This is a genomic window from Methylobacterium nodulans ORS 2060, assembly GCF_000022085.1.
GTDB lineage: Bacteria > Pseudomonadota > Alphaproteobacteria > Rhizobiales > Beijerinckiaceae > Methylobacterium > Methylobacterium nodulans.
In genome coordinates this window covers 6,127,475-6,146,224 of record NC_011894.1, presented here as the reverse complement: position 1 = coordinate 6,146,224, position 18,750 = coordinate 6,127,475, and the positions used below count along the sequence as shown (strand labels likewise).

Annotated in this window: 15 protein-coding genes and 1 riboswitch; of the genes, 6 read left to right on the top strand and 9 right to left on the bottom strand. The window is 68.3% G+C overall.

Going from position 1 to position 18,750, the window contains the following annotated elements:
• Positions 1 to 625: 625 nt before the first annotated feature.
• Complete coding sequence (locus MNOD_RS28570) at positions 626 to 1,258, bottom strand: DUF2155 domain-containing protein (RefSeq protein ID WP_015932458.1); 633 nt, start codon at positions 1,256 to 1,258, stop codon at positions 626 to 628.
• Positions 1,259 to 1,320: 62 nt separating this feature from the next.
• Entirely contained in the window at positions 1,321 to 1,737 is a 417-nt protein-coding gene (locus MNOD_RS28565; RefSeq protein ID WP_015932457.1) for an NADH:ubiquinone oxidoreductase subunit NDUFA12, read from the bottom strand.
• Positions 1,738 to 2,269: 532 nt separating this feature from the next.
• Here MNOD_RS28565 and MNOD_RS28560 point away from each other — a divergent pair.
• Positions 2,270 to 6,001, top strand: coding sequence for a vitamin B12-dependent ribonucleotide reductase (locus MNOD_RS28560; protein ID WP_015932456.1), 3,732 nt, complete (start codon positions 2,270 to 2,272; stop codon positions 5,999 to 6,001).
• Between the two features lie 232 nt (positions 6,002 to 6,233).
• On the opposite strand, the gene MNOD_RS44105 is transcribed toward MNOD_RS28560, so the two are convergent.
• A complete protein-coding gene (locus tag MNOD_RS44105) occupies positions 6,234 to 6,398 on the bottom strand; it encodes an alpha/beta fold hydrolase (protein ID WP_198157546.1) in 165 nt (54 codons plus the stop codon).
• Positions 6,399 to 6,565: 167 nt separating this feature from the next.
• Here MNOD_RS44105 and MNOD_RS28555 point away from each other — a divergent pair, with 167 nt between their 5' ends.
• The 4 genes from MNOD_RS28555 to gcvP all read left to right on the top strand — a co-directional run bounded on the left by MNOD_RS28555 (position 6,566) and on the right by gcvP (position 11,883).
• A complete protein-coding gene (locus tag MNOD_RS28555; RefSeq protein WP_050783416.1) occupies positions 6,566 to 7,051 on the top strand; it encodes a LysR family substrate-binding domain-containing protein in 486 nt (161 codons plus the stop codon).
• Positions 7,052 to 7,248: 197 nt separating this feature from the next.
• A riboswitch (glycine riboswitch) is annotated at positions 7,249 to 7,350 on the top strand.
• 147 nt (positions 7,351 to 7,497) lie between these two features.
• Positions 7,498 to 8,640 carry a glycine cleavage system aminomethyltransferase GcvT gene (gene gcvT, locus MNOD_RS28550; protein ID WP_015932455.1) on the top strand — a complete coding sequence of 381 codons (1,143 nt, stop codon included), beginning with the start codon at positions 7,498 to 7,500 and terminating at the stop codon, positions 8,638 to 8,640.
• A gap of 18 nt (positions 8,641 to 8,658) precedes the next feature.
• A complete protein-coding gene (gcvH, locus tag MNOD_RS28545) occupies positions 8,659 to 9,021 on the top strand; it encodes a glycine cleavage system protein GcvH (protein ID WP_015932454.1) in 363 nt (120 codons plus the stop codon).
• A gap of 21 nt (positions 9,022 to 9,042) precedes the next feature.
• Entirely contained in the window at positions 9,043 to 11,883 is a 2,841-nt protein-coding gene (gene gcvP, locus MNOD_RS28540; RefSeq protein WP_015932453.1) for an aminomethyl-transferring glycine dehydrogenase, read from the top strand.
• Between the two features lie 342 nt (positions 11,884 to 12,225).
• Here gcvP and MNOD_RS41795 read toward each other — a convergent pair whose 3' ends face one another.
• The 5 genes from MNOD_RS41795 to MNOD_RS28515 form a co-directional block, all read right to left on the bottom strand.
• Positions 12,226 to 12,621, bottom strand: coding sequence for a hypothetical protein (locus MNOD_RS41795; protein ID WP_015932452.1), 396 nt, complete (start codon positions 12,619 to 12,621; stop codon positions 12,226 to 12,228).
• A 14-nt stretch (positions 12,622 to 12,635) separates the two neighbouring features.
• Positions 12,636 to 12,986: a hypothetical protein gene (locus MNOD_RS28530; protein WP_015932451.1), complete on the bottom strand. Its 351-nt coding sequence runs from the start codon at positions 12,984 to 12,986 to the stop codon at positions 12,636 to 12,638.
• Between the two features lie 71 nt (positions 12,987 to 13,057).
• Positions 13,058 to 13,273 carry a hypothetical protein gene (locus tag MNOD_RS28525; protein ID WP_015932450.1) on the bottom strand — a complete coding sequence of 72 codons (216 nt, stop codon included), beginning with the start codon at positions 13,271 to 13,273 and terminating at the stop codon, positions 13,058 to 13,060.
• Positions 13,274 to 13,427: 154 nt separating this feature from the next.
• Positions 13,428 to 14,648 carry an LL-diaminopimelate aminotransferase gene (locus tag MNOD_RS28520; protein WP_015932449.1) on the bottom strand — a complete coding sequence of 407 codons (1,221 nt, stop codon included), beginning with the start codon at positions 14,646 to 14,648 and terminating at the stop codon, positions 13,428 to 13,430.
• Between the two features lie 247 nt (positions 14,649 to 14,895).
• Positions 14,896 to 15,228: a hypothetical protein gene (locus tag MNOD_RS28515; protein ID WP_015932448.1), complete on the bottom strand. Its 333-nt coding sequence runs from the start codon at positions 15,226 to 15,228 to the stop codon at positions 14,896 to 14,898.
• A 159-nt stretch (positions 15,229 to 15,387) separates the two neighbouring features.
• On the opposite strand from MNOD_RS28515, the gene phaC reads away from it, so the two are divergent.
• Complete coding sequence (phaC, locus tag MNOD_RS28510) at positions 15,388 to 17,136, top strand: class I poly(R)-hydroxyalkanoic acid synthase (protein ID WP_198157661.1); 1,749 nt, start codon at positions 15,388 to 15,390, stop codon at positions 17,134 to 17,136.
• Positions 17,137 to 17,168: 32 nt separating this feature from the next.
• On the opposite strand, the gene MNOD_RS28505 is transcribed toward phaC, so the two are convergent.
• On the bottom strand, positions 17,169 to 18,464 hold the full coding sequence (locus tag MNOD_RS28505) for an OmpP1/FadL family transporter (RefSeq protein WP_015932446.1): 1,296 nt from the start codon (positions 18,462 to 18,464) through the stop codon (positions 17,169 to 17,171).
• Between the last annotated feature and the right edge of the window lie 286 nt (positions 18,465 to 18,750).

The window sequence follows — 18,750 nt, the reverse complement described above, 5'->3', positions numbered from 1 at the left end:
AGCAGGATATAGACTGTGCCGAGAGCGGACCCGGCAGCCGGTAATCTACACGTGCGGATGGGATTGTACAGGCAGAACTGCGTCAGGACGGTGGGCTTGCGGTCTCGTGCGGCTTCCGGTCTCTCTGTTCGGAGACAAGAGGGCGCGGGGAACCCCTCTCCCGTGCGGGAGAGGGGCAGGCGATCGAAGATCGCGCGTGAGGGCCCAGGTGGTTCAGCAAGTATTCTGAACCGGCCCGCCGCCAGCACCACGGTTGTGGGTGCTTGCTGCACGGTCCGGGACTCTCACCCCTACCCCTCTCCCGCACGGGAGAGGGGTTCCCCGCGCCCTCTTGTCTCCGAACAGATCAACCGGAAACCGGATCAAGCGGTGTGTTCGGCTGAAGGAACGCAGGTTCCCGCGTGGACGCCGCCGACATCGAAGATCGCCAGCCCCTCAGAGGCTGTGAATCTTTCGGTTTTGGACTTTTCTGATCCTAATAAGATCAATCACTTAGCGGACGCTAGAAGGTCGAAAATCCAAAAGATTCACACGCTCTCAGCATGAGGGCCGTTCCGGCCTCCAGGATCGTCTTTGCGGAGATCGCCGCTGCCCTCTCCCGCCCACCGAGAGGGGCCCCCGCGCCTCAGCGCGGATCCGAGCTGAAGTTCGATGGCCCCTCGTTGGTCGGGAAGAAGCGCCGCGACGGGGATTGGCGCGGCTGCACCGGCGTGCCGCGCAGGGGCGTCACGTCGACCTGACCCTGGCGGTTGACCGGCTGCGCCCGCCGGGCCTCCTCGCGCTGGTTCGGGTCCCGGCGGCGACGCTCGGGCTTGGCTGCGGCGACCGGCGCGTCGTCCTGCTCCTTCGCCTCCGCGATGATGTCCGTGCCGCCTTTGCAGTCGACGAGCCAGACGTCGTAGATCGGGTGCTCGATCGCGTGCAGGCCGGGGCTCGCCGCGAACATCCAGCCGGTGAAGATCCGCCGATACTTGTTCTCCAGCGTGACCTCGTCGACCTCCAGGAAGGCGGTCGTCTTGGCGCTCTCGGTCGGGGGGCGGGTATAGCAGACCCGGGGCGTGAGCTGGAGCGCGCCGAACTGCACGGTCTCGTCCACCGCCACCTCGAACGACACGATGCGGCCGGTGATCTTGTCGAGCCCGGAGAAGACCGCGGTCGGGTTGCGGATCTTGTCGGCCCGGGCCGGAGGCGCGGCGAGGGCCGCGAGACCCAGGATGAGGGCCGCGCGCGCGGCGGATCGTGCGGTGATGCGGCTCAACGCGAACTCCCTTCGGCTCCCCCGCTCTCTCCACCCGAAGGGTGGTGGAAAAAGGGCGCTGCCTACTCGCCCGGCCTCCAGGGCACGTAATCGCCGGTCGCGGCCGGGCGCAGGCCGTAGGAGAGCTGCGAGCCGCGCGGCCGGTAGGCCGCCGCCGTGCCGGTCAGGTTCTCCTCGTGCGGCTTCTGCCACTCGCGCGGGACATAGGTCTCCTCGCTCGGCGCCACATCCACCGTGTGGCTGAGCCAGCCGCGCCAGCCCGGCGGCACCTTCGAGGCCTCCGCCTCGCCGTTATAGATCACCCAGCGGCGCTCCGGCCCCACGGAGGGGTCGATCAGCGGGCCGTTGGCCCGGTAGTAGCGGTTGCCGAACTCGTCCGTGCCCACCAGGGTGCCATGGCGCTTGGTGTAGAGGTCGAGGCTCACGGTCGAGCCGCTCCACCACGTGAAGATCCGCAGGAGAGTGTCTTTCAGCGCCATCCCGGCCGTCTCGTCGCTGGCGCGGGCCTCGCGCCCGCGCTGGAAGTCGCGGCGGACTATGGTGACCCGACCCGGCGAAGTCCAGCCGCAGCGCGTCGCAGGGGTGCCGCCCGGGCTTGGGCTCCCGGGCGTTGCGGATTTGCACCAGATCGGCATCTCCCGGACCGTCCCCGGGGGTGAGTCGCCGGTGCACAGCGAAAAATCTCATGGCGAATCCCGAAGGGCCGATGCGGGGTTAGGCAGGGCTCCGCAGATATCCACAGGAATTGGGTGGTCGGCACAACATCTAGCGGGGAACAGGGAGGCCGCACACTAGTTGTTGACGCGGAGCCCCGAAGCTCGCTAGCTTGCCCGTATGTCGGACGGCCGGTTCGCCGGCTCACGATCCGACAGCCCCGCGGTGCCAAGCTGCGGTGGGCGCCCCTGGCCGCGCGTTGATGCGCTGGGGAGAGGCATCCTGAACCTGTCTTAAGGAAACGGCCGCGCGGGTCGCGGTTCGGGCTGTCGTGTCTTTTTCGGGAGAGGGCGTTTCATGCGGATCGAGCGGCGCATCACCACGGCCGGGCAATCCCCCTATGCGGGCATCCCCTTCAGGAAGGCGGTGAGCGAGATCCGCAATCCGGACGGGTCGGTCGTGTTCCGCCTCGACGGCATCGACGTGCCGGAGGCCTGGAGCCAGGTCGCCTGCGACGTGCTGGCCCAGAAGTACTTCCGCAAGGCGGGCGTGCCGGCAGCCCTGACGCGCGTGGAGGAGAACGACGTCCCCTCCTTCCTCTGGCGCTCGGTGCCCGACGAGGCGGCGCTCGCGGCGATGCCCGAGGAGGCGCGCTACGGCTCCGAGACCTCCGCGACCCAGGTCTTCGACCGGCTCGCCGGCTGCTGGACCTATTGGGGCTGGAAGGGCGGCTACTTCACCGCCGAGGAGGATGCGCGCGCCTTCTTCGACGAGCTGCGCGCCATGCTGGCCCGCCAGATGGTGGCGCCGAACTCGCCGCAATGGTTCAACACCGGCCTACACTGGGCCTACGGCATCGACGGTCCGAGCCAGGGCCATTTCTACGTCGATCACCACACCGGCGTACTGACGAAGTCGGCGAGCGCCTACGAGCACCCGCAGCCGCATGCCTGCTTCATCCAGTCGGTGCAGGACGACCTCGTCAACGAGGGCGGCATCATGGACCTCTGGGTCCGCGAGGCGCGCCTGTTCAAGTACGGCTCGGGCACCGGCTCGAATTTTTCCGCCCTGCGCGGCGAGAACGAGAAGCTCGCGGGCGGCGGGCGCTCGTCGGGCCTGATGAGCTTCCTGAAGATCGGCGATCGCGCGGCGGGCGCCATCAAGTCGGGCGGCACGACGCGCCGCGCCGCCAAGATGGTGATCGTCGACATCGACCACCCGGACGTCGAGGCCTTCATCGACTGGAAGGTGAAGGAGGAGCAGAAGGTCGCCGCCCTGGTCACCGGCTCGAAGGTCGCGGCCAAGCACCTCAAGGCGGTGATGCGGGCCTGCGTGAACTGCGAGGCCGAGGGCGACGCCTGCTTCGACCCCGAGCGCAACCCGGCGCTGAAGCGCGAGGTGAAGGCCGCCCGCCGGGCCATGGTGCCGGACGCCTATATCAAGCGCGTGATCCAGTCCGCCCGCCAGGGCGCGACCGAGGTCGACTTCCCGGTCTTCGACACCGACTGGGACTCGGAGGCCTATCTCACGGTCTCGGGCCAGAACTCCAACAACTCCGTCTCCCTGACCGACGAGTTCCTGCGCGCCGTCGAGGCGGATGGGGACTGGCCGCTCAAGGCCCGCATCGGCGGCAAGGTGACGAAGACGCTCAAGGCCCGCGACCTGTGGGACAAGATCGGCGCGGCCGCCTGGGCCTCGGCCGATCCGGGCCTGCACTTCAACACCACCATGAACGACTGGCACACCTGCCCGGCGGGCGGGCGGATCCGGGCCTCGAACCCGTGCTCCGAGTACATGTTCCTGGACGACACCGCCTGCAATCTCGCCTCGGCGAACCTGCTGGCGCTCTACGACCGCACCACCAAGACCTTCGACGTCGAAGCTTACGAGCATCTCTGCCGGCTCTGGACCGTGGTGCTCGAGATCTCGGTGACGATGGCGCAGTTCCCGAGCCGGGAGATCGCCGACCTCTCCTACAAGTACCGCACGCTGGGCCTCGGCTACGCCAATGTCGGCGGCCTGCTCATGACCATGGGCCTTCCCTACGATTCCCGCGAGGGCCGGGCGCTTGCCGGTGCGCTCACCGCCATCATGACGGGCGTGGCCTACGCCACCTCCGCCGAGATGGCGCGCGAGCTCGGGCCCTTCCCGGCCTATGAGGAGAATGCCGACGCGATGCTGCGGGTGATCCGCAACCATCGCCGCGCCGCCCATGGCGAGGCCGAGGGCTACGAGTTCCTCAGCACCCGGCCGGTGCCCCTCGACCATGCGGCCTGCCCGCAGCGGAACCTGGTGGCGCATGCGACGCAGGCCTGGGACCGGGCGCTGGCGCTCGGGGAGGAGCACGGCTACCGCAACGCGCAGGCCACCGTGATCGCGCCGACCGGCACGATCGGCCTCGTGATGGATTGCGACACCACCGGCATCGAGCCCGACTTCGCGCTGGTGAAGTTCAAGAAGCTCGCGGGCGGCGGCTACTTCAAGATCATCAACCGGGCGGTGCCGGATGCCCTGCGGGCGCTCGGCTACCGGGAATCCGAGATCGCCGAGATCGAGGCCTATGCGGTGGGCCACGGCTCTCTCGGCCAGGCGCCCGGCATCAACCCGGGCACGCTTCGCGCCAAGGGCTTCACGGACGAAAAAATCGCCGCGGTGGAGGCGGGCTTGAAGTCGGCCTTCGACATCAAGTTCGTGTTCAACCGCTGGACCCTCGGCGACGAGTTCCTGACCCAGACCCTCAAGGTCCCGGCGGACAGGCTCGCCGACCCGACCTTCGATCTCCTGGCGCATCTCGGCTTCGGCAGGCGCGAGATCGAGGCGGCGAACATCCATGTCTGCGGGGCGATGACGCTGGAGGGCGCGCCGCACCTAGCTGCCAAGCATTATGCGGTGTTCGACTGCGCCAATCCGTGCGGGCGCACGGGCAAGCGCTATCTCTCGGTCGAGAGCCACATCCGCATGATGGCGGCGGCGCAGCCCTTCATCTCGGGGGCGATCTCCAAGACCATCAACATGCCCAACGACGCCACGGTGGAGGATTGCAAGGAGGCCTACCGGCTGTCCTGGACTCTCGGCCTCAAGGCGAACGCTCTCTACCGCGACGGCTCGAAGCTCTCGCAGCCCCTCAACGCCGCGCTCATCGCCGATGACGACGAGGACGAGGTCGAGGAGGTGGTGGAGACGCTGCTGGCCCAGCCGAATGCGGCCAGGGCCGCGGCGGTGGCGGAGAAGATCGTCGAGCGGGTGATCGAGCGCGTCGAGCGCATCCGCTCCCGCGAGAAGATGCCGGACCGCCGCAAGGGCTACACCCAGAAGGCGGTGGTCGGCGGGCACAAGGTCTATCTGCGCACCGGCGAGTACGACGACGGCCGGCTCGGCGAAATCTTCATCGACATGCACAAGGAGGGCGCTGCCTTCCGCAGCCTGATGAACAACTTCGCCATCGCGATCTCGCTCGGCCTGCAATACGGGGTGCCGCTGGAGGAGTATGTCGACGCCTTCACCTTCACCCGCTTCGAGCCGGCGGGCTTCGTGCAGGGCAACGACGCGATCAAGAACGCGACCTCGATCCTGGACTATGTCTTCCGCGAACTCGCGATTTCCTATCTGGGCCGGACCGACCTCGCGCATGTCGACCCGTCCGAGATCGGCTCGACCGTGATGGGCGGCGGCGTCGCGCAGTCGAAGCAGCCGGCGCCGGAGCCCGTCATCGCCCACAGCATCGTGTCGCGGGGGCTGCTGCGCGGCTCGGCCGACCGGCTGACGCTGATCCATGGTGGCCCGGCCGGCGCCACCTCCGGGGTGGCGGCGCCCTCGACCGGCCAGTCGGCCCCGGCGGGCGGCACGATCCATGCGGTGCGCGGCGCGGTGGCGCTGAAGACCGAGCCGGCCCTCGCCGGCCGGATCGAGGCGGCCACGGAGGCCCTCCCCTTCGCCAAGCCCGAGCGCAGTGTCGCCGACCGGCGCGCCGAGGCGAAGATGAAGGGCTATGTGGGCGAGGCCTGCCCCGAATGCGCGAACTTCACGCTGGTCCGCAACGGCACCTGCCTGAAGTGCGACACCTGCGGCAGCACGACCGGGTGCTCATAGGTGCGCCGCCTGCAGGTGGTCCGACCCGAAGTTCCGCACGCACTCTCAGTTGTAGTGCGTGCGGGCCGGCCCAACCGGGTGGGCAAAACATGCGGGCGGTGGGCGAGGTTCATATGCGGTGAACTTCGCCCCCGCGACGTCACTGGAATCGCCGAGCCCTGGCGATGGCGATCGTGGATGACGGCAGCCTGACCAGGGCACGGCATCACGTGGGATACAGCGGGCAACCCGCTCACTCTGCGCTGGAGCGTGCCTGGAACGCGGTGATTTCCCGCCACATCAGGGCCGGATTGGAATACATCGGGAAGTGGCCGCAGGCGGGAATCTCCGCCAGCTGCACGCCCTCCGCCTGAGTGTGCGTCAGGTCGGAGAGCGATGCATTCTGCTCGCCGTACATGAGGATGCCGCAGGCGATCGAACCGGCCGAGACCGGCCGGCTCCACGACGGAGAGGCACCGGAAGCCTCTTCAACAAAGTCTCTGGCTTGGCATTGACAATTCGAGATGGGCCAACGGCCCGATGCGTCAGTAGCCTGGGCCGTTGGGATCAGTTCACCACCGGCCTTTGCCGACCCTGACGGATGAAACCGGCCGTAAGAGCGCCCCCTTCGATGGCAGCCCCACCGGCCCTCATGCTGAGGTGCTGCGGCGCAGCCGCAGCCTCGAAGCATTGGCGGACCTGCCCGAGATCCCGCTCGGCACGCTCGCGCACGAGGACTTCGCAATGTTCTCCCGTCGGCTGAGCCCGGTCTACTTCGATCATGTGGTCGCGGCCTGTCGCGCGCATGGTTTCTCGCCTCGCATCCTGCACGAGGTTCGCTCCGTCACGTCACAGATTGCCTTTGTCGGCTGTGGTCAGGGTATCGCGCTCGTTCCCTCGACCTTCGAAAGGCTCGCTCCAGGCAACGTCATCTTCCGCCCCTTGAAGGAGCGCGTCGACATCGTCGCAGCGGCGCTGGCCTGGTCCACCGCGCGTCACAATCCGCTCGTCCATACCGTGGTCGAGCTTGTTCGAAGCGGTGCTCGCGCTCCTGCTGCCGAGAATGAATAAATCTATTACCAAACGCACTGTCCCGCTGGCTCGGGCCGCTACTCCAGCAAACCAGCGGCAGATCGCAACGCATCTGGTTCCGCGGCGGGTCCGCGGAGCTGGAGGATGACCGGCAGGCCGAGGATCCTGCCTGACGAAGCCGATCGGCGCCGATGTTGCGCCGCATCGTGTCATGTGCTTAGGTCGAAACGTCCGAACAGGGCGATGCGGGAGAGCCCAGCCCGGCCCATGGGCCGAGTATGGCGCCGACGGAGCAACCACCCCCGGAAACTCTCAGGCACAATCACCGTATCGTTGGACGATCTGGAGAGAGGCGCCATCTGGCGTCCACCGAAGGAGAAACCTCGCGCTCCGGCGTGAGGGAAGCTCTCAGGTAACCGCGACAGATGGGGGTAGCCGGAGGCGCAGCCGCGCGTCCGGTGCTTTCTGCCGCGGAGGATCCAGAGATGCCGGCGCAACCTGCCGAGACCGTTGCTCTCAGACAAACGCCCCTTCACGACCTGCATCAGCGCCTCGGCGCTCGGATGGTGCCGTTCGCGGGCTACGCCATGCCCCTGCACTATCCGGCGGGTCTGCTGAAGGAACATCTGCACACACGGGCGGCGGCCGGTCTGTTCGACGTGTCTCACATGGGGCAGATCGCCCTGCGTGGCGACGACCTGAGCCAGATCGCCCTGGCTCTCGAAAGCGTGATCCCGGCCGACCTCCTCGGCCTGAGTGATGGTCGCCAGCGCTACGGACTGCTCACCGACGCATCCGGCGGCATACTCGACGACCTGATGATCGCGCGTTCCGGCGATGGCCTCGTCCTCGTCGTGAATGCGGCGAACAAGCAGGCTGACGCTGCCTACCTGAGGGCCCATCTGCCGGCCTGGATCACGATCGAGGAGCTTCCCCGTGCGCTTCTGGCGCTTCAGGGGCCTGCCGCCGAGGCCGCCATGGCCGAGCTGGCGCCCGAGATCGTGCAGATGCGCTTCATGGATGTGCGCCCGGTCACGCTTCTGGGCATCCCCTGCTTGGTCACGCGTTCCGGCTACACGGGCGAGGATGGTTTCGAAATCTCGGTTCCGGCAGACGGGGCCGAGACCATCGCCGAGGCGCTGCTTGCCAAGCCTGCCGTGCTCCCGGTCGGACTCGGCGCCCGCGATACGCTGCGGCTCGAAGCGGGCCTGTGCCTGCATGGCGCCGACATCGACGTGACCACGAGTCCCGTCGAGGCGGGTCTGAGCTTCGCGATCCCCCGAATCCGGCGTCGCGGCGGCGCGCGCGAAGGGGGGTTCCCGGGCGCCGAGCGCATTCTGCACGAATTGGAGGCGGGCGTCGCACGACGGCGGGTCGGTCTGAGGCCGCAGGGGCGTACCCCCGTGCGGGCCGGTGCCTCGCTTCATGCGGCGGCGGACGGGATCCGCCTGGGCCACGTCACATCGGGCAGCTTCGGCCCGAGCCTCGGCGGCCCGGTGGCGATGGGTTACCTGCCGACCGCCTACACCGACAGCGGCACATGCGTCTTTGCGGAAGTGCGCGGGCAGCGCCTGCCGCTCACCGTCACGTCGCTTCCCTTCCACCCTGCCGGCTTCAAGCGCGGCTGACCGATCCGGAGTGCAAGTATGCTGCGGTTTACCGAGGAACACGAGTGGCTGAAGCTCGACGGAGAGATCGCGACCGTTGGGATCACCAGCCATGCTGCAGAACAGCTCGGCGATCTCGTCTTCGTTGAACTCCCGAAGGTCGGCGCCGTTCTGACGAAGGGCGAGGCCGCCGCCGTCGTCGAGTCGGTCAAGGCTGCGTCCGACGTTTACGCCCCGCTCGATGGCGAGGTGACGGAGATCAACGAGGCCGTTGTCGCCGCTCCGGAGACCGTGAACGCCGACCCGCAGGGCGCAGGCTGGCTCTACCGGATGAGGCTCAAGGATCCGTCTGCCATGGAAGCCCTGATGGACGAAGCGGCCTATGCCGCCTTCCCGAAATGAACAATCGGAAAACTTGAGATCATGGCCGCCTACGATCCTTACGATTTCGCGAACCGCCGCCATATCGGCCCGACCCAGGGTGAAATCGCCGAGATGCTGCAGCGTGTGGGCGTGGCAAGCCTCGACGCGCTGATCGATGAGACGCTGCCTCCCGACATTCGCCAGCGTGAGCCGATCGATTTCGGCCGCCCTCTGACCGAGCGGCGGCTGATGGAGCGGATGCGCACGGTTGCAAACAAGAACCGTCTCCTCGTCTCGCTGATCGGCCAGGGCTACCACGGCACGACGATGCCGCCTGCGATCCAGCGCAACATCTTCGAGAATCCGGCCTGGTACACCGCCTACTCGCCATATCAGCCGGAGATCAGCCAAGGCCGTCTTGAGGCGCTGCTGAATTTCCAGACCATGGTCTGCGACCTCACGGCGCTCGATATCGCCAACGCGTCGCTTCTCGACGAGGCGACCGCCGCTGCCGAGGCGATGAGCATGGCCAAGCGCGTCGCGACCTCGCAGCGAGACACCTTCTTCGTCGATCGGGACTGCCTCCCCCAAACGATTGCGGTGCTGCGGACGAGGGCCGCGCCGCTCGGTTGGCGCGTCGTCGTCGGAGATCCTTTTCGGGACCTCGAGGCGGAAGCGGTCTTCGGCGCGCTCTTCCAGTACCCGGGCGTGAATGGAGCCATCCACGATTTCACGGGCCTGATCACGGGCCTGCACGCGGCCGGGGCCGTGGCGGTGATGGCCGCCGACCCGCTGGCGCTCACGCTGCTCAAGGCGCCGGGCGAGATGGGCGCCGACATCGCGATCGGGTCGATGCAGCGCTACGGCGTGCCGATGGGTTATGGCGGCCCCCATGCCGGCTACATGGCGACCCGTGATGCGTACAAGCGGGCGCTGCCGGGCCGCATCGTCGGTGTCTCCGTCGATGCCAGGGGCCACCGTGCCTATCGGCTCGCGCTCCAGACCCGCGAGCAGCACATCCGCCGCGAGAAGGCGACCTCGAACATCTGCACGAGTCAAGTGCTGCTGGCCGTCGTCGCTTCGATGTACGCCGTCTATCATGGTCCGGAGGGCCTGAAGGCGATCGCCCAGAGAGTGCACCGGGATGCGGTGCGCCTGGCGGACGGGCTGACGCAACTCGGCTTCTCGGTCGAGCCGGCTCACTTCTTCGATACCATCACCGTGGCGGTCGGCCCGTTCCAGGGAATGATCCTGAGAAGCGCCGTCGAGAACGGGGTGAATCTTCGGAAGATTGGTGACGACCGGATCGGTATCACGGTCGACGAGCGCACGCGACCGGACATCATTCAGGCCGTCTGGCGCGCCTTCGGGGGGACGGAACTCGTCTATGACGAGGCTTGGCCCGAGCCCCGTCTGCCGGCAGCCCTCACCCGCACCTCCGCCTATCTCACCCACCCGATCTTCCACATGAACCGGGCCGAGAGCGAGATGACGCGCTACATGCGGCGTCTCGCCGATCGGGATCTCGCGCTCGACCGAACCATGATCCCGCTCGGCTCCTGTACGATGAAGCTCAACGCGACGGCCGAGATGCTGCCGATCTCGTGGCCTGAATTCTCCGAGATTCATCCGTTCGTTCCCGACGATCAGGCTCGGGGCTATGCCGAGCTGATCGGCGATCTCTCGAAAAAGCTCTGCGAGATCACCGGATACGATGCGATCTCGATGCAGCCGAATTCGGGAGCGCAGGGGGAATATGCGGGGCTTCTCGCGATCCGCGCCTACCATCAGGCCCGCGGTGAGGGGCACCGCACGATCTGCCTGATCCCCTCCTCCGCCCATGGCACCAATCCGGCCTCGGCGCAGATGTGCGGGATGAGCGTGATCGTCGTGGGTGCCGACGCTCACGGCAACATCGACGTGGACGATTTCCGCAGGAAGGCCGAGCTGCATTCGCACAACCTTGCCGCCTGCATGATCACCTACCCGTCGACACACGGCGTGTTCGAGGCGCGGGTGCGCGAATTGTGCGACATCGTTCACGCCCATGGCGGCCAGGTTTATCTCGATGGCGCGAATCTCAACGCGCTCGTCGGCCTCGCGCGGCCGGGCGACATCGGTGCGGATGTCAGCCACCTCAACCTTCACAAGACGTTCTGCATCCCGCATGGCGGCGGCGGGCCCGGCATGGGGCCGATCGGCGTCAAGGCGCATCTCATCCCGTATCTCCCCACCGATCCCCGCTCCGGGGAGACGGGGGCGGTCTCGGCCGCGCCGTTCGGTTCGGCCTCGATCCTGCCGATTTCGTGGGGCTACTGCCTGATGATGGGGGGGCGCGGGCTCACCCAGGCAACGCGTATCGCGATCCTCAACGCCAACTACATCGCCAAGCGGCTCGAGGGCGCCTACTCGATCCTGTATGCGGGGCAAAAGGGGCGGGTTGCTCACGAATGCATCGTGGATGTGCGTCCCTTCCAGAAGAGCGCCGGGATCAGCGTCGACGATATCGCCAAGCGCCTGATCGATTGCGGCTTCCACCCGCCGACCATGAGCTGGCCGGTGGCCGGGACGCTGATGATCGAGCCGACCGAATCCGAAACCAAGGCCGAGATCGATCGCTTCTGCGATGCCTTGCTGGCGATCCGCGAGGAAATCCGGGCGATCGAGGAAGGGCGCGCCGACCGGACGAACAATCCCCTGAAACAAGCCCCGCATACGGTGCAGGATCTCATTGGTTCCTGGGAACGGCCTTATTCACGGGAGGCAGCCTGCTTCCCGGCTGGATCGCTGGGAATTGATAAGTACTGGCCGCCGGTCAACCGTGTCGACAATGCCTACGGCGACCGCAATCTCGTGTGCAGTTGCCCGCCGGTAGAGCTCTATGATGCGGCTGCCGAGTAGGCTGGTGAGCTGTCCGCGTGTCTTTCGCCAAGCAGCTCGGAGATAAGGCTTGTCCTTATCCCATGGGCTGCTCCAGGGTGAACTTCGTCGCTGGCCGGGCCGACCCTGAGGGATGAAACTGGCCGCAAGGCCCCCGATGGCAGCTGCACCGGCCCTCATGCTGAGGCGCCGGCGATCGAAGATCGCCGGCGCCTCAGCATGAGGACGATTCAGCCCGCCAATCCGGGCGGGCCATGCCGCCCTCGCCAGCGGGATTCGCGCGTAGGATTGGGGCGCGCGGCGATCTCGCGCGCTCGTTCATCCGAGGGCTCGGTATCGATCCCTCCCCCTCCCCCTCCCCCCTCAGCGGGCCGCCTGCCGGTGGCGCCGCTGCACCCGGGCGTGCCGGCGGTGGACCGGCGCCGCTGCTCGCACGCGGTGGCGCGGCGTCATCGCGGGGGTCTCGTCGGCGAAGGGCGCCAGGCCCGCCCGCCGTCCAGGACCCTGCACGTCCTCGTAGACGCCCCGACCGGTGCGGGCGCGATAGGCGGCGCCCGCATAGTCGCCGGGTGTCGGCGGAGTGCCGGGCTGGGAGAAGCTGGTCTCGGGCCGGTAGGCCGGGCCCCAGCCGATCTCGTCGTCGTCCGCCGGGTCGCGGCCCGGGAAGCCGGTGACGTAGCCGACGCTCTGCGCGGCCGCAGGGCCGGCGGCGCCCGTCAGGGCGAGCAGGGCGACGGCGAGGGCTGGAGCGAGACGCATGGGAGGCTCCTGACTCAATAAGGCAGGCTGCCGAGATAGTAGACGGCGGGCCTCGGGCGGCGGTTGAGCGGGCCCTCGCTGATGGAATCGGTGTAGTAGCCGAAGCCGGTCGGGCCGAAGGCGGCACCGTTCTGCACGGAGGCGACGGGGACGGCCCGGATGGCGACGAGCGGGGCGCCGCTCGGCGGGGCGAAGGGATCGACCCGCAGGACCACCGGTCCGCGGGCCGCCGCACGGGCATAGATGTCCTCGCGCACGACCGGCTCCGGCCGCACCCGCAGGGTGAGCGGCGCTTCCGCGGCGGTCTGGGCCGCAGCGGGGCCGGCGAGAAGGGCGGCGACGAGCAGGAGCGAGGGGCGGAGCACGGGCGGATCCTCGGCGCGAGGGGCGGACAGCCCGTCAACGCACCAGGATTGCGACCGTTGCCGCCGGGCGATCAGCCCCTGCTGCGGACCACCACCGCGGGCTCGCGCAGCACCGGGTCGCAATCGGTCCAGTAGCCGTTCAGCACCGTCGGCCGGGAGTGGCAGCGATAGGCCTCCTCCGGTCCCGGCGCGGGCACCGGATCGCGGGCGACGATCGGGTTCGGCGCGCAGGCGGCCGGGGCGAGGGCCGCGAGCACGAGACCGACGATTGTCAGCGAACGACGCATGGGAAACCCGGGGGTGGCGAGAACAGCGTGGCCGCAACCCTGCCGCCGCGTCTCGTCCCGATCAAGGCGGGCCCGGGCCGAGGGCCCCGGCCGCGGGCCTTTCGCCCCGCCCTGTCACCCCCCGGCCACAACCGGGCCGTTCACGGCCGGTCGCTCACACCGCCTTCTGCATCGGCACCACGTTGTGCAGGGTGCGCTCGGCCCCGTCGAAGAAGCGGCGGATGTTGCGGGCGGCCTGCCGGATGCGCTGCTCGTTCTCGACGAGGGCGATGCGGACGAAATCGTCCCCGTGCTCGCCGAAGCCGATGCCCGGCGCCACCGCCACGTCGGCCTTCTCGACCAGGAGCTTCGAGAATTCGAGGCTCCCCAGGCTGCGGAATTTCTCCGGGATCGGCACCCAGGCGAACATCGAGGCCGAGGGCACGGGAATCGTCCAGCCGCATTTCTGGAAGGAATCGACCAGCGCGTCGCGCCGCCGCCGGTAGGTGGCGCGCATCTCGTGGATGCAGGCCTCCGGGCCGTTCAGCGCGGCCGTCGCCGCGACCTGGATCGGCGTGAAGGCGCCGTAGTCGAGATAGGACTTCACCCGCGTCAGCGCCGCGAGCAGCCGCTCGTTGCCGACCGCAAAGCCCATCCGCCAGCCCGCCATCGAGAAGGTCTTCGACAGCGAGGTGAACTCCACCGTCACGTCGATGGCGCCCGGCACCTGCAGCACGGAGGGCGGCGGGTTGGCGTCGTCGAAATAGACCTCCGCGTAGGCGAGGTCCGAGAGCAGGATCAGCTCGTGCTTCTTCGCGAAGGCGACGAGGTCGCGGTAGAAGTCGAGGGAGGCGACGTAGGCGGTCGGGTTCGACGGGTAGCAGACGACGAGCGCCACGGGCTTGGGGATCGAGTGCAGCACCGCCCGCTCGACGGCCGGGAAGAAGGCGGGCGTCGGCTCGGCGGGGACCGAGCGGATCACGCCGCCCGCCATCAGGAAGCCGAAGGCGTGGATCGGGTAGCTCGGGTTCGGCACCAGCACCACGTCGCCCGGCGCGGTGATCGCCTGCGCCATGTTGGCGAAGCCCTCCTTCGAGCCCAGCGTCGCCACGACCTGCGTCTCGGGGTTGAGGGTCACGCCGAACCGGCGCGCGTAGTAGCCGGCCTGGGCCCGGCGCAGGCCCGCGATGCCCTTCGAGGCGGAATAGCGGTCGGTGCGCGGCTTGCCCGCCGTCTCGACGAGCTTCTCGATCACGTGGCGGGGCGCGTCGAGGTCCGGGTTGCCCATGCCGAGATCGATGATGTCGGCGCCATTGGCGCGGGCGGCGGCCTTGATCCGGTTGACCTGCTCGAAGACGTAGGGCGGCAGTCGCTTGATGCGGTGAAAGTCGGTCATCGGCCGGATCCTGGTCGGCGCCGCCTCCGGGGCGCCTGTCGCGTCATAACACGTCCGGCGGCTCCCGTGCCGCCGGAGCCGTCCTGCTTATCGCGGTTCGGGCCGCGGCGAAACCGCCCGCGGACCCGACGGAGGTCGAATCCCGTAAGGGAGGCCCGGCGTTGCCGCAATGTCGCAAAACTCCGGCATGGTCCGGCGCCCGCGATGATCGTCCGTCCTGCCCTCGGTCCGATCCCGCGCCTCCCGCTCAAGGGGCCGGCTTTGCCGCCGCGCCGGCCTTGGCCGCGTCCTTGCCTCTCGCCTCGTTGCGGCGGCGGCTGGCATCGAGCTCGGCCTCCAGGTCCTTCGCGCCCGCGGGCGACTTGGCGCGGATCGGGCGGGGCGGCGCCGAGACGCCGACCGGCAGGTAGTCGGTGCCCTCGCGCCGCGACTGGACCACGAAGTCCGGCGCCTGCACCGGCTTGGGGGTGAAGCCGGCGGCCTTGGCGGCATCGCGGACCGGGTTGCCGCCGTCGAGGACGCAGGCCGAGAGCGCCGGGGCAAGGGCGAGCGGGAGAAGGATGAGAAGCCGGGGGCACATGGTGGCGTTAAGAAAACCCGAGCGAGATCTGGCGAAGGCCGGTTGTGAGGGGCTAATTTGTCTGAAAGGCGGCTCGTCCCTTCGGGGCAGCCGACCCGCAGGGAGGAGTTGCGCGTGACGGTCGAGAAGATCGCGACGCCTGTCGTGGATGTGGAGTCGATGTCCCGCAATGCGGGGCAGCTGGTCGAGGAATTCGGGCGGGCGGTCGCCGCCTACGCCAAACCCTTCGAGCCGGGCAAGACCGATCCGTCCATGGCCGAGGGCGTCGCGGAGATGGTCAGGACGCTCGGCACGGTGGCCGAGCGCTGGCTCGCCGATCCCCAGAAGGCGGCGGAGGCCCAGACGCTGATCGGCGGCCAGTTCCTGGCCCTGTGGGGCTCGACCCTGCAGCGGATGCAGGGCGAGGCGGCGTCCCCGGTCGTCATGCCCGACCCGCGCGACAAGCGCTTCGCGGCCCCGGAATGGTCGACGAACCCGATGTTCGACTTCCTCAAGCAGGGCTATCTCATCACCAGCCGCTGGGCCGAGATCCTGGTGGACGAGGCCGAGGGGCTCGACGACCACACCCGCGCCAAGGCCCGCTTCTACGTCAGGCAGCTGTCGAGCGCCCTGTCGCCCTCGAACTTCGTGATGACGAACCCGGAGCTGATCCGAGATACCCTGCGGGAGAACGGCGCGAACCTCGTGCGCGGCATGAAGATGCTGGCCGAGGATGTCGAGGCCGGCCGCGGGGAGCTGCGCCTGCGCCAGACCGATCCGGGCCGCTTCGAGATCGGCGTCAACATGGCGAGCACGCCGGGCGAGGTCGTCTTCCGCAACGACCTCATCGAGCTGATCCAGTACGCGCCCCAGACCGAGACGGTACTCAGGCGCCCGCTCCTGATCGTGCCGCCCTGGATCAACAAGTTCTACATCCTCGACCTCAACAAGGAGAAGAGCTTCATCGGCTGGGCGGTGTCGCAGGGTCTCACGGTCTTCGTGATCTCCTGGGTCAACCCGGACGAGCGGCACGCGGCCAAGGATTTCGAGAGCTACATGCGCGAGGGCATCTTCGCGGCTCTCGACGCGATCGAGGCGGCGACGGGCGAGCGGACGGTCACGGCGGCCGGCTACTGCGTGGGCGGCACGCTGCTCGGCGTGACGCTCGCCTACATGGCGGCGACCGGCGACGATCGCATCGACAGCGCCACCTTCCTGACCACCCAGGTCGACTTCACCCATGCCGGCGACCTCAAGGTCTTCGTCGACGAGCCGCAGATCCAGGCGGTCGAGGCCAGCATGCAGAGCCGCGGCTATCTCGACGGCTCGAAGATGGCGACCGCCTTCAACATGCTGCGGCCCAACGACCTGATCTGGCCCTACGTCGTGAACAACTACCTGAAGGGCAAGGCGCCGCTGCCCTTCGACTTGCTCTACTGGAACTCCGACGCGACCCGGATGCCGGCCGCGAACCACTCGTTCTACCTGCGCAACTGCTATCTGGAGAACAGGCTCTCGCGAGGCGAGATGATTCTGGGCGGCGTCCGGCTCGATCTCGGCAAGGTGACGATCCCGATCTTCAACCTCGCCACCCGCGAGGACCACATCGCTCCCGCCCTCTCGGTCTTCGAGGGCTGCCGCAGCTTCGGCGGGCCGGTCGACTATGTGCTGGCCGGTTCCGGCCACATCGCGGGCGTGGTCAACCCGCCGACCAAGCCCAAGTACCAGTTCTGGACCGGCGGCCCGGCCCACGGCGCCTTCGGCGACTGGCTCTCCGCCGCCGTCGAGCATCCGGGCTCCTGGTGGCCCTACTGGTTCTCCTGGATCGAGGGCCAGGCCCCCGAGCGGGTCCCGGCCCGCGAGCCCGGCGGCGGCAAGCTCCCCTCGCTCGCCCCCGCCCCCGGCACCTATGTGCGCGTGCGGGCTTGAGGGAAGCCGGGGCGCGGGCCCCGGCCTCCCCGTCAATACTTGCGGATGATCGGCGCGGGCGCGAGCGGGGCCGGCGGATTGTCCCAGCGGTACTTCAGGCCCACCGACACGATGTCGGCACTCACATCCGTCGTCGCCAGATAGGTGAGCGGCGGCGTGAAGAGCGGCTCGCCCGGTACGAGCGCGATCCGGTTGCGGCCGGCCGCGAACAGATGCGAATAGGCGACGTCGAACTGGATCTTCTCGCTGTAGCGGTAGCTCGCGCCGATCGAGCCCCAGTAGCGGTCGCCGTCCGGCAGGCGGGTCGAGCGATTGGAGTTGTCGATCGGCGAGATCTCGTAGGCGAAGCCCGCGCGCACCGTCCATTGCGGGTTGACGTCGTACTCGCCGCCGACGGAGTAGTAGAACCCGTCCTTGTAATTGAGCGGCAGGGCCGCGACCGGGAGGTTGAGCGCGGTCGAGACGATCGCGGGCGTGCCGAGCCTCGACCAATTGTCCCATTCGAAGCCGAAATTGAGCCGGAAATCCGGCGTGATGGCCTGGGTGAGGCCGACCGAGACCTTCTCGGGGGTGTTCAGGTTGGCGCGCACCCGGCCGGGAACGACCGAGAGCAGGCCGTCGAGCTCATGATGGATCGAGGAGCGGTAGCCGACGCCGATCGTGGTGGCGGCATTCGGCTGGATCAGCACGCCGGCCGTGAAGCCGACGCCCCAATCCTCCCCCTTCAGGAGCACGCTCGGCGCCGTCGGCGTGATGCCGGTGGCCTGACGCAGCTTGAGCTTGAAGAACTCGATCGTGGGACCGGCCGCCACCGACAGCCAATCCGTCACCCTGTAGCCGATCACCGGGTTGAAGTTCAGCGAGAGGATCCGCGAGGAGCGGCTGTAGGTCTGTCCTGCCCAGACCTGGTTGGGCTTGGTGACGAGGCCGAAGGGCGCCGCTCCGCTAAGGCCGATGAACAGGCGGTCGCCGAGCTGGTAGTTGGTGGCGGTCGCCGGCATCACCGCGGCCTGCCCGATATCGCCGGATTCGCCGAGGGTGCGCAGCGGCGCGAAGGTGCCCGGCAGCGTCGTGAATTCCGCGTGCGGGACCACCACGGTGGCGTTGAAATCCGAATTCCAGCCCGGCTTCATCGTCACGACGGCGGGGTTCCAGAACATCGACGACAGGCCGCCGGATCCCGCGGCCGCGCCCGCGAAGGCCAGGCCCTGCGCCTCGGCGCTCTGCTCGCGCAGGCCGAATGCGCCCGCCATCGCCCCGCCGATCGTCCCGACGGTCATCCCCAGGGCGATGCCTGCCAGCAACGCGCCCCTGATCCTCGTGACCATGACGTTTCCATTCCCTCGATCGGTGCCGCCGCGCTCAAGGCACGGACCCGGCCAGCGGCTTGGCCGGACTCTGCCGCACTCCGCGCCGCCGCCGCAATCGACCCGCGGGAAAAGCCGCCGGCCCCGACCATTCCGCCTCGACTGGTCATCGGCAGGCTCACCTTAAAGGGAGGTTGCCTGATCTGGTTTTCGCTATTGTCACTATTTGCGGTAATCCTCCGTGGGAGTGGTCCGAGGCGTGTGGGCAGGGTGTGAATCTCGGCCGGTGTAGCGAAACTGTCACGAA

What these genes read in the sequence shown, in the direction of transcription:
- MNOD_RS28565 (WP_015932457.1), bottom strand. Translation starts at nt 1,737, where the DNA reads ATGGCGCTGAAAGACACTCTCCTGCGGATCTTCACGTGGTGGAGCGGC.
- MNOD_RS28560 (WP_015932456.1), top strand. Translation starts at nt 2,270, where the DNA reads ATGCGGATCGAGCGGCGCATCACCACGGCCGGGCAATCCCCCTATGCG.
- MNOD_RS44105 (WP_198157546.1), bottom strand. Translation starts at nt 6,398, where the DNA reads ATGTACGGCGAGCAGAATGCATCGCTCTCCGACCTGACGCACACTCAG.
- gcvT (WP_015932455.1), top strand. Translation starts at nt 7,498, where the DNA reads ATGCCGGCGCAACCTGCCGAGACCGTTGCTCTCAGACAAACGCCCCTT.
- gcvH (WP_015932454.1), top strand. Translation starts at nt 8,659, where the DNA reads ATGCTGCGGTTTACCGAGGAACACGAGTGGCTGAAGCTCGACGGAGAG.
- gcvP (WP_015932453.1), top strand. Translation starts at nt 9,043, where the DNA reads ATGGCCGCCTACGATCCTTACGATTTCGCGAACCGCCGCCATATCGGC.
- MNOD_RS41795 (WP_015932452.1), bottom strand. Translation starts at nt 12,621, where the DNA reads ATGCGTCTCGCTCCAGCCCTCGCCGTCGCCCTGCTCGCCCTGACGGGC.
- MNOD_RS28525 (WP_015932450.1), bottom strand. Translation starts at nt 13,273, where the DNA reads ATGCGTCGTTCGCTGACAATCGTCGGTCTCGTGCTCGCGGCCCTCGCC.
- MNOD_RS28520 (WP_015932449.1), bottom strand. Translation starts at nt 14,648, where the DNA reads ATGACCGACTTTCACCGCATCAAGCGACTGCCGCCCTACGTCTTCGAG.
- MNOD_RS28515 (WP_015932448.1), bottom strand. Translation starts at nt 15,228, where the DNA reads ATGTGCCCCCGGCTTCTCATCCTTCTCCCGCTCGCCCTTGCCCCGGCG.
- phaC (WP_198157661.1), top strand. Translation starts at nt 15,388, where the DNA reads ATGTCCCGCAATGCGGGGCAGCTGGTCGAGGAATTCGGGCGGGCGGTC.
- MNOD_RS28505 (WP_015932446.1), bottom strand. Translation starts at nt 18,464, where the DNA reads ATGGTCACGAGGATCAGGGGCGCGTTGCTGGCAGGCATCGCCCTGGGG.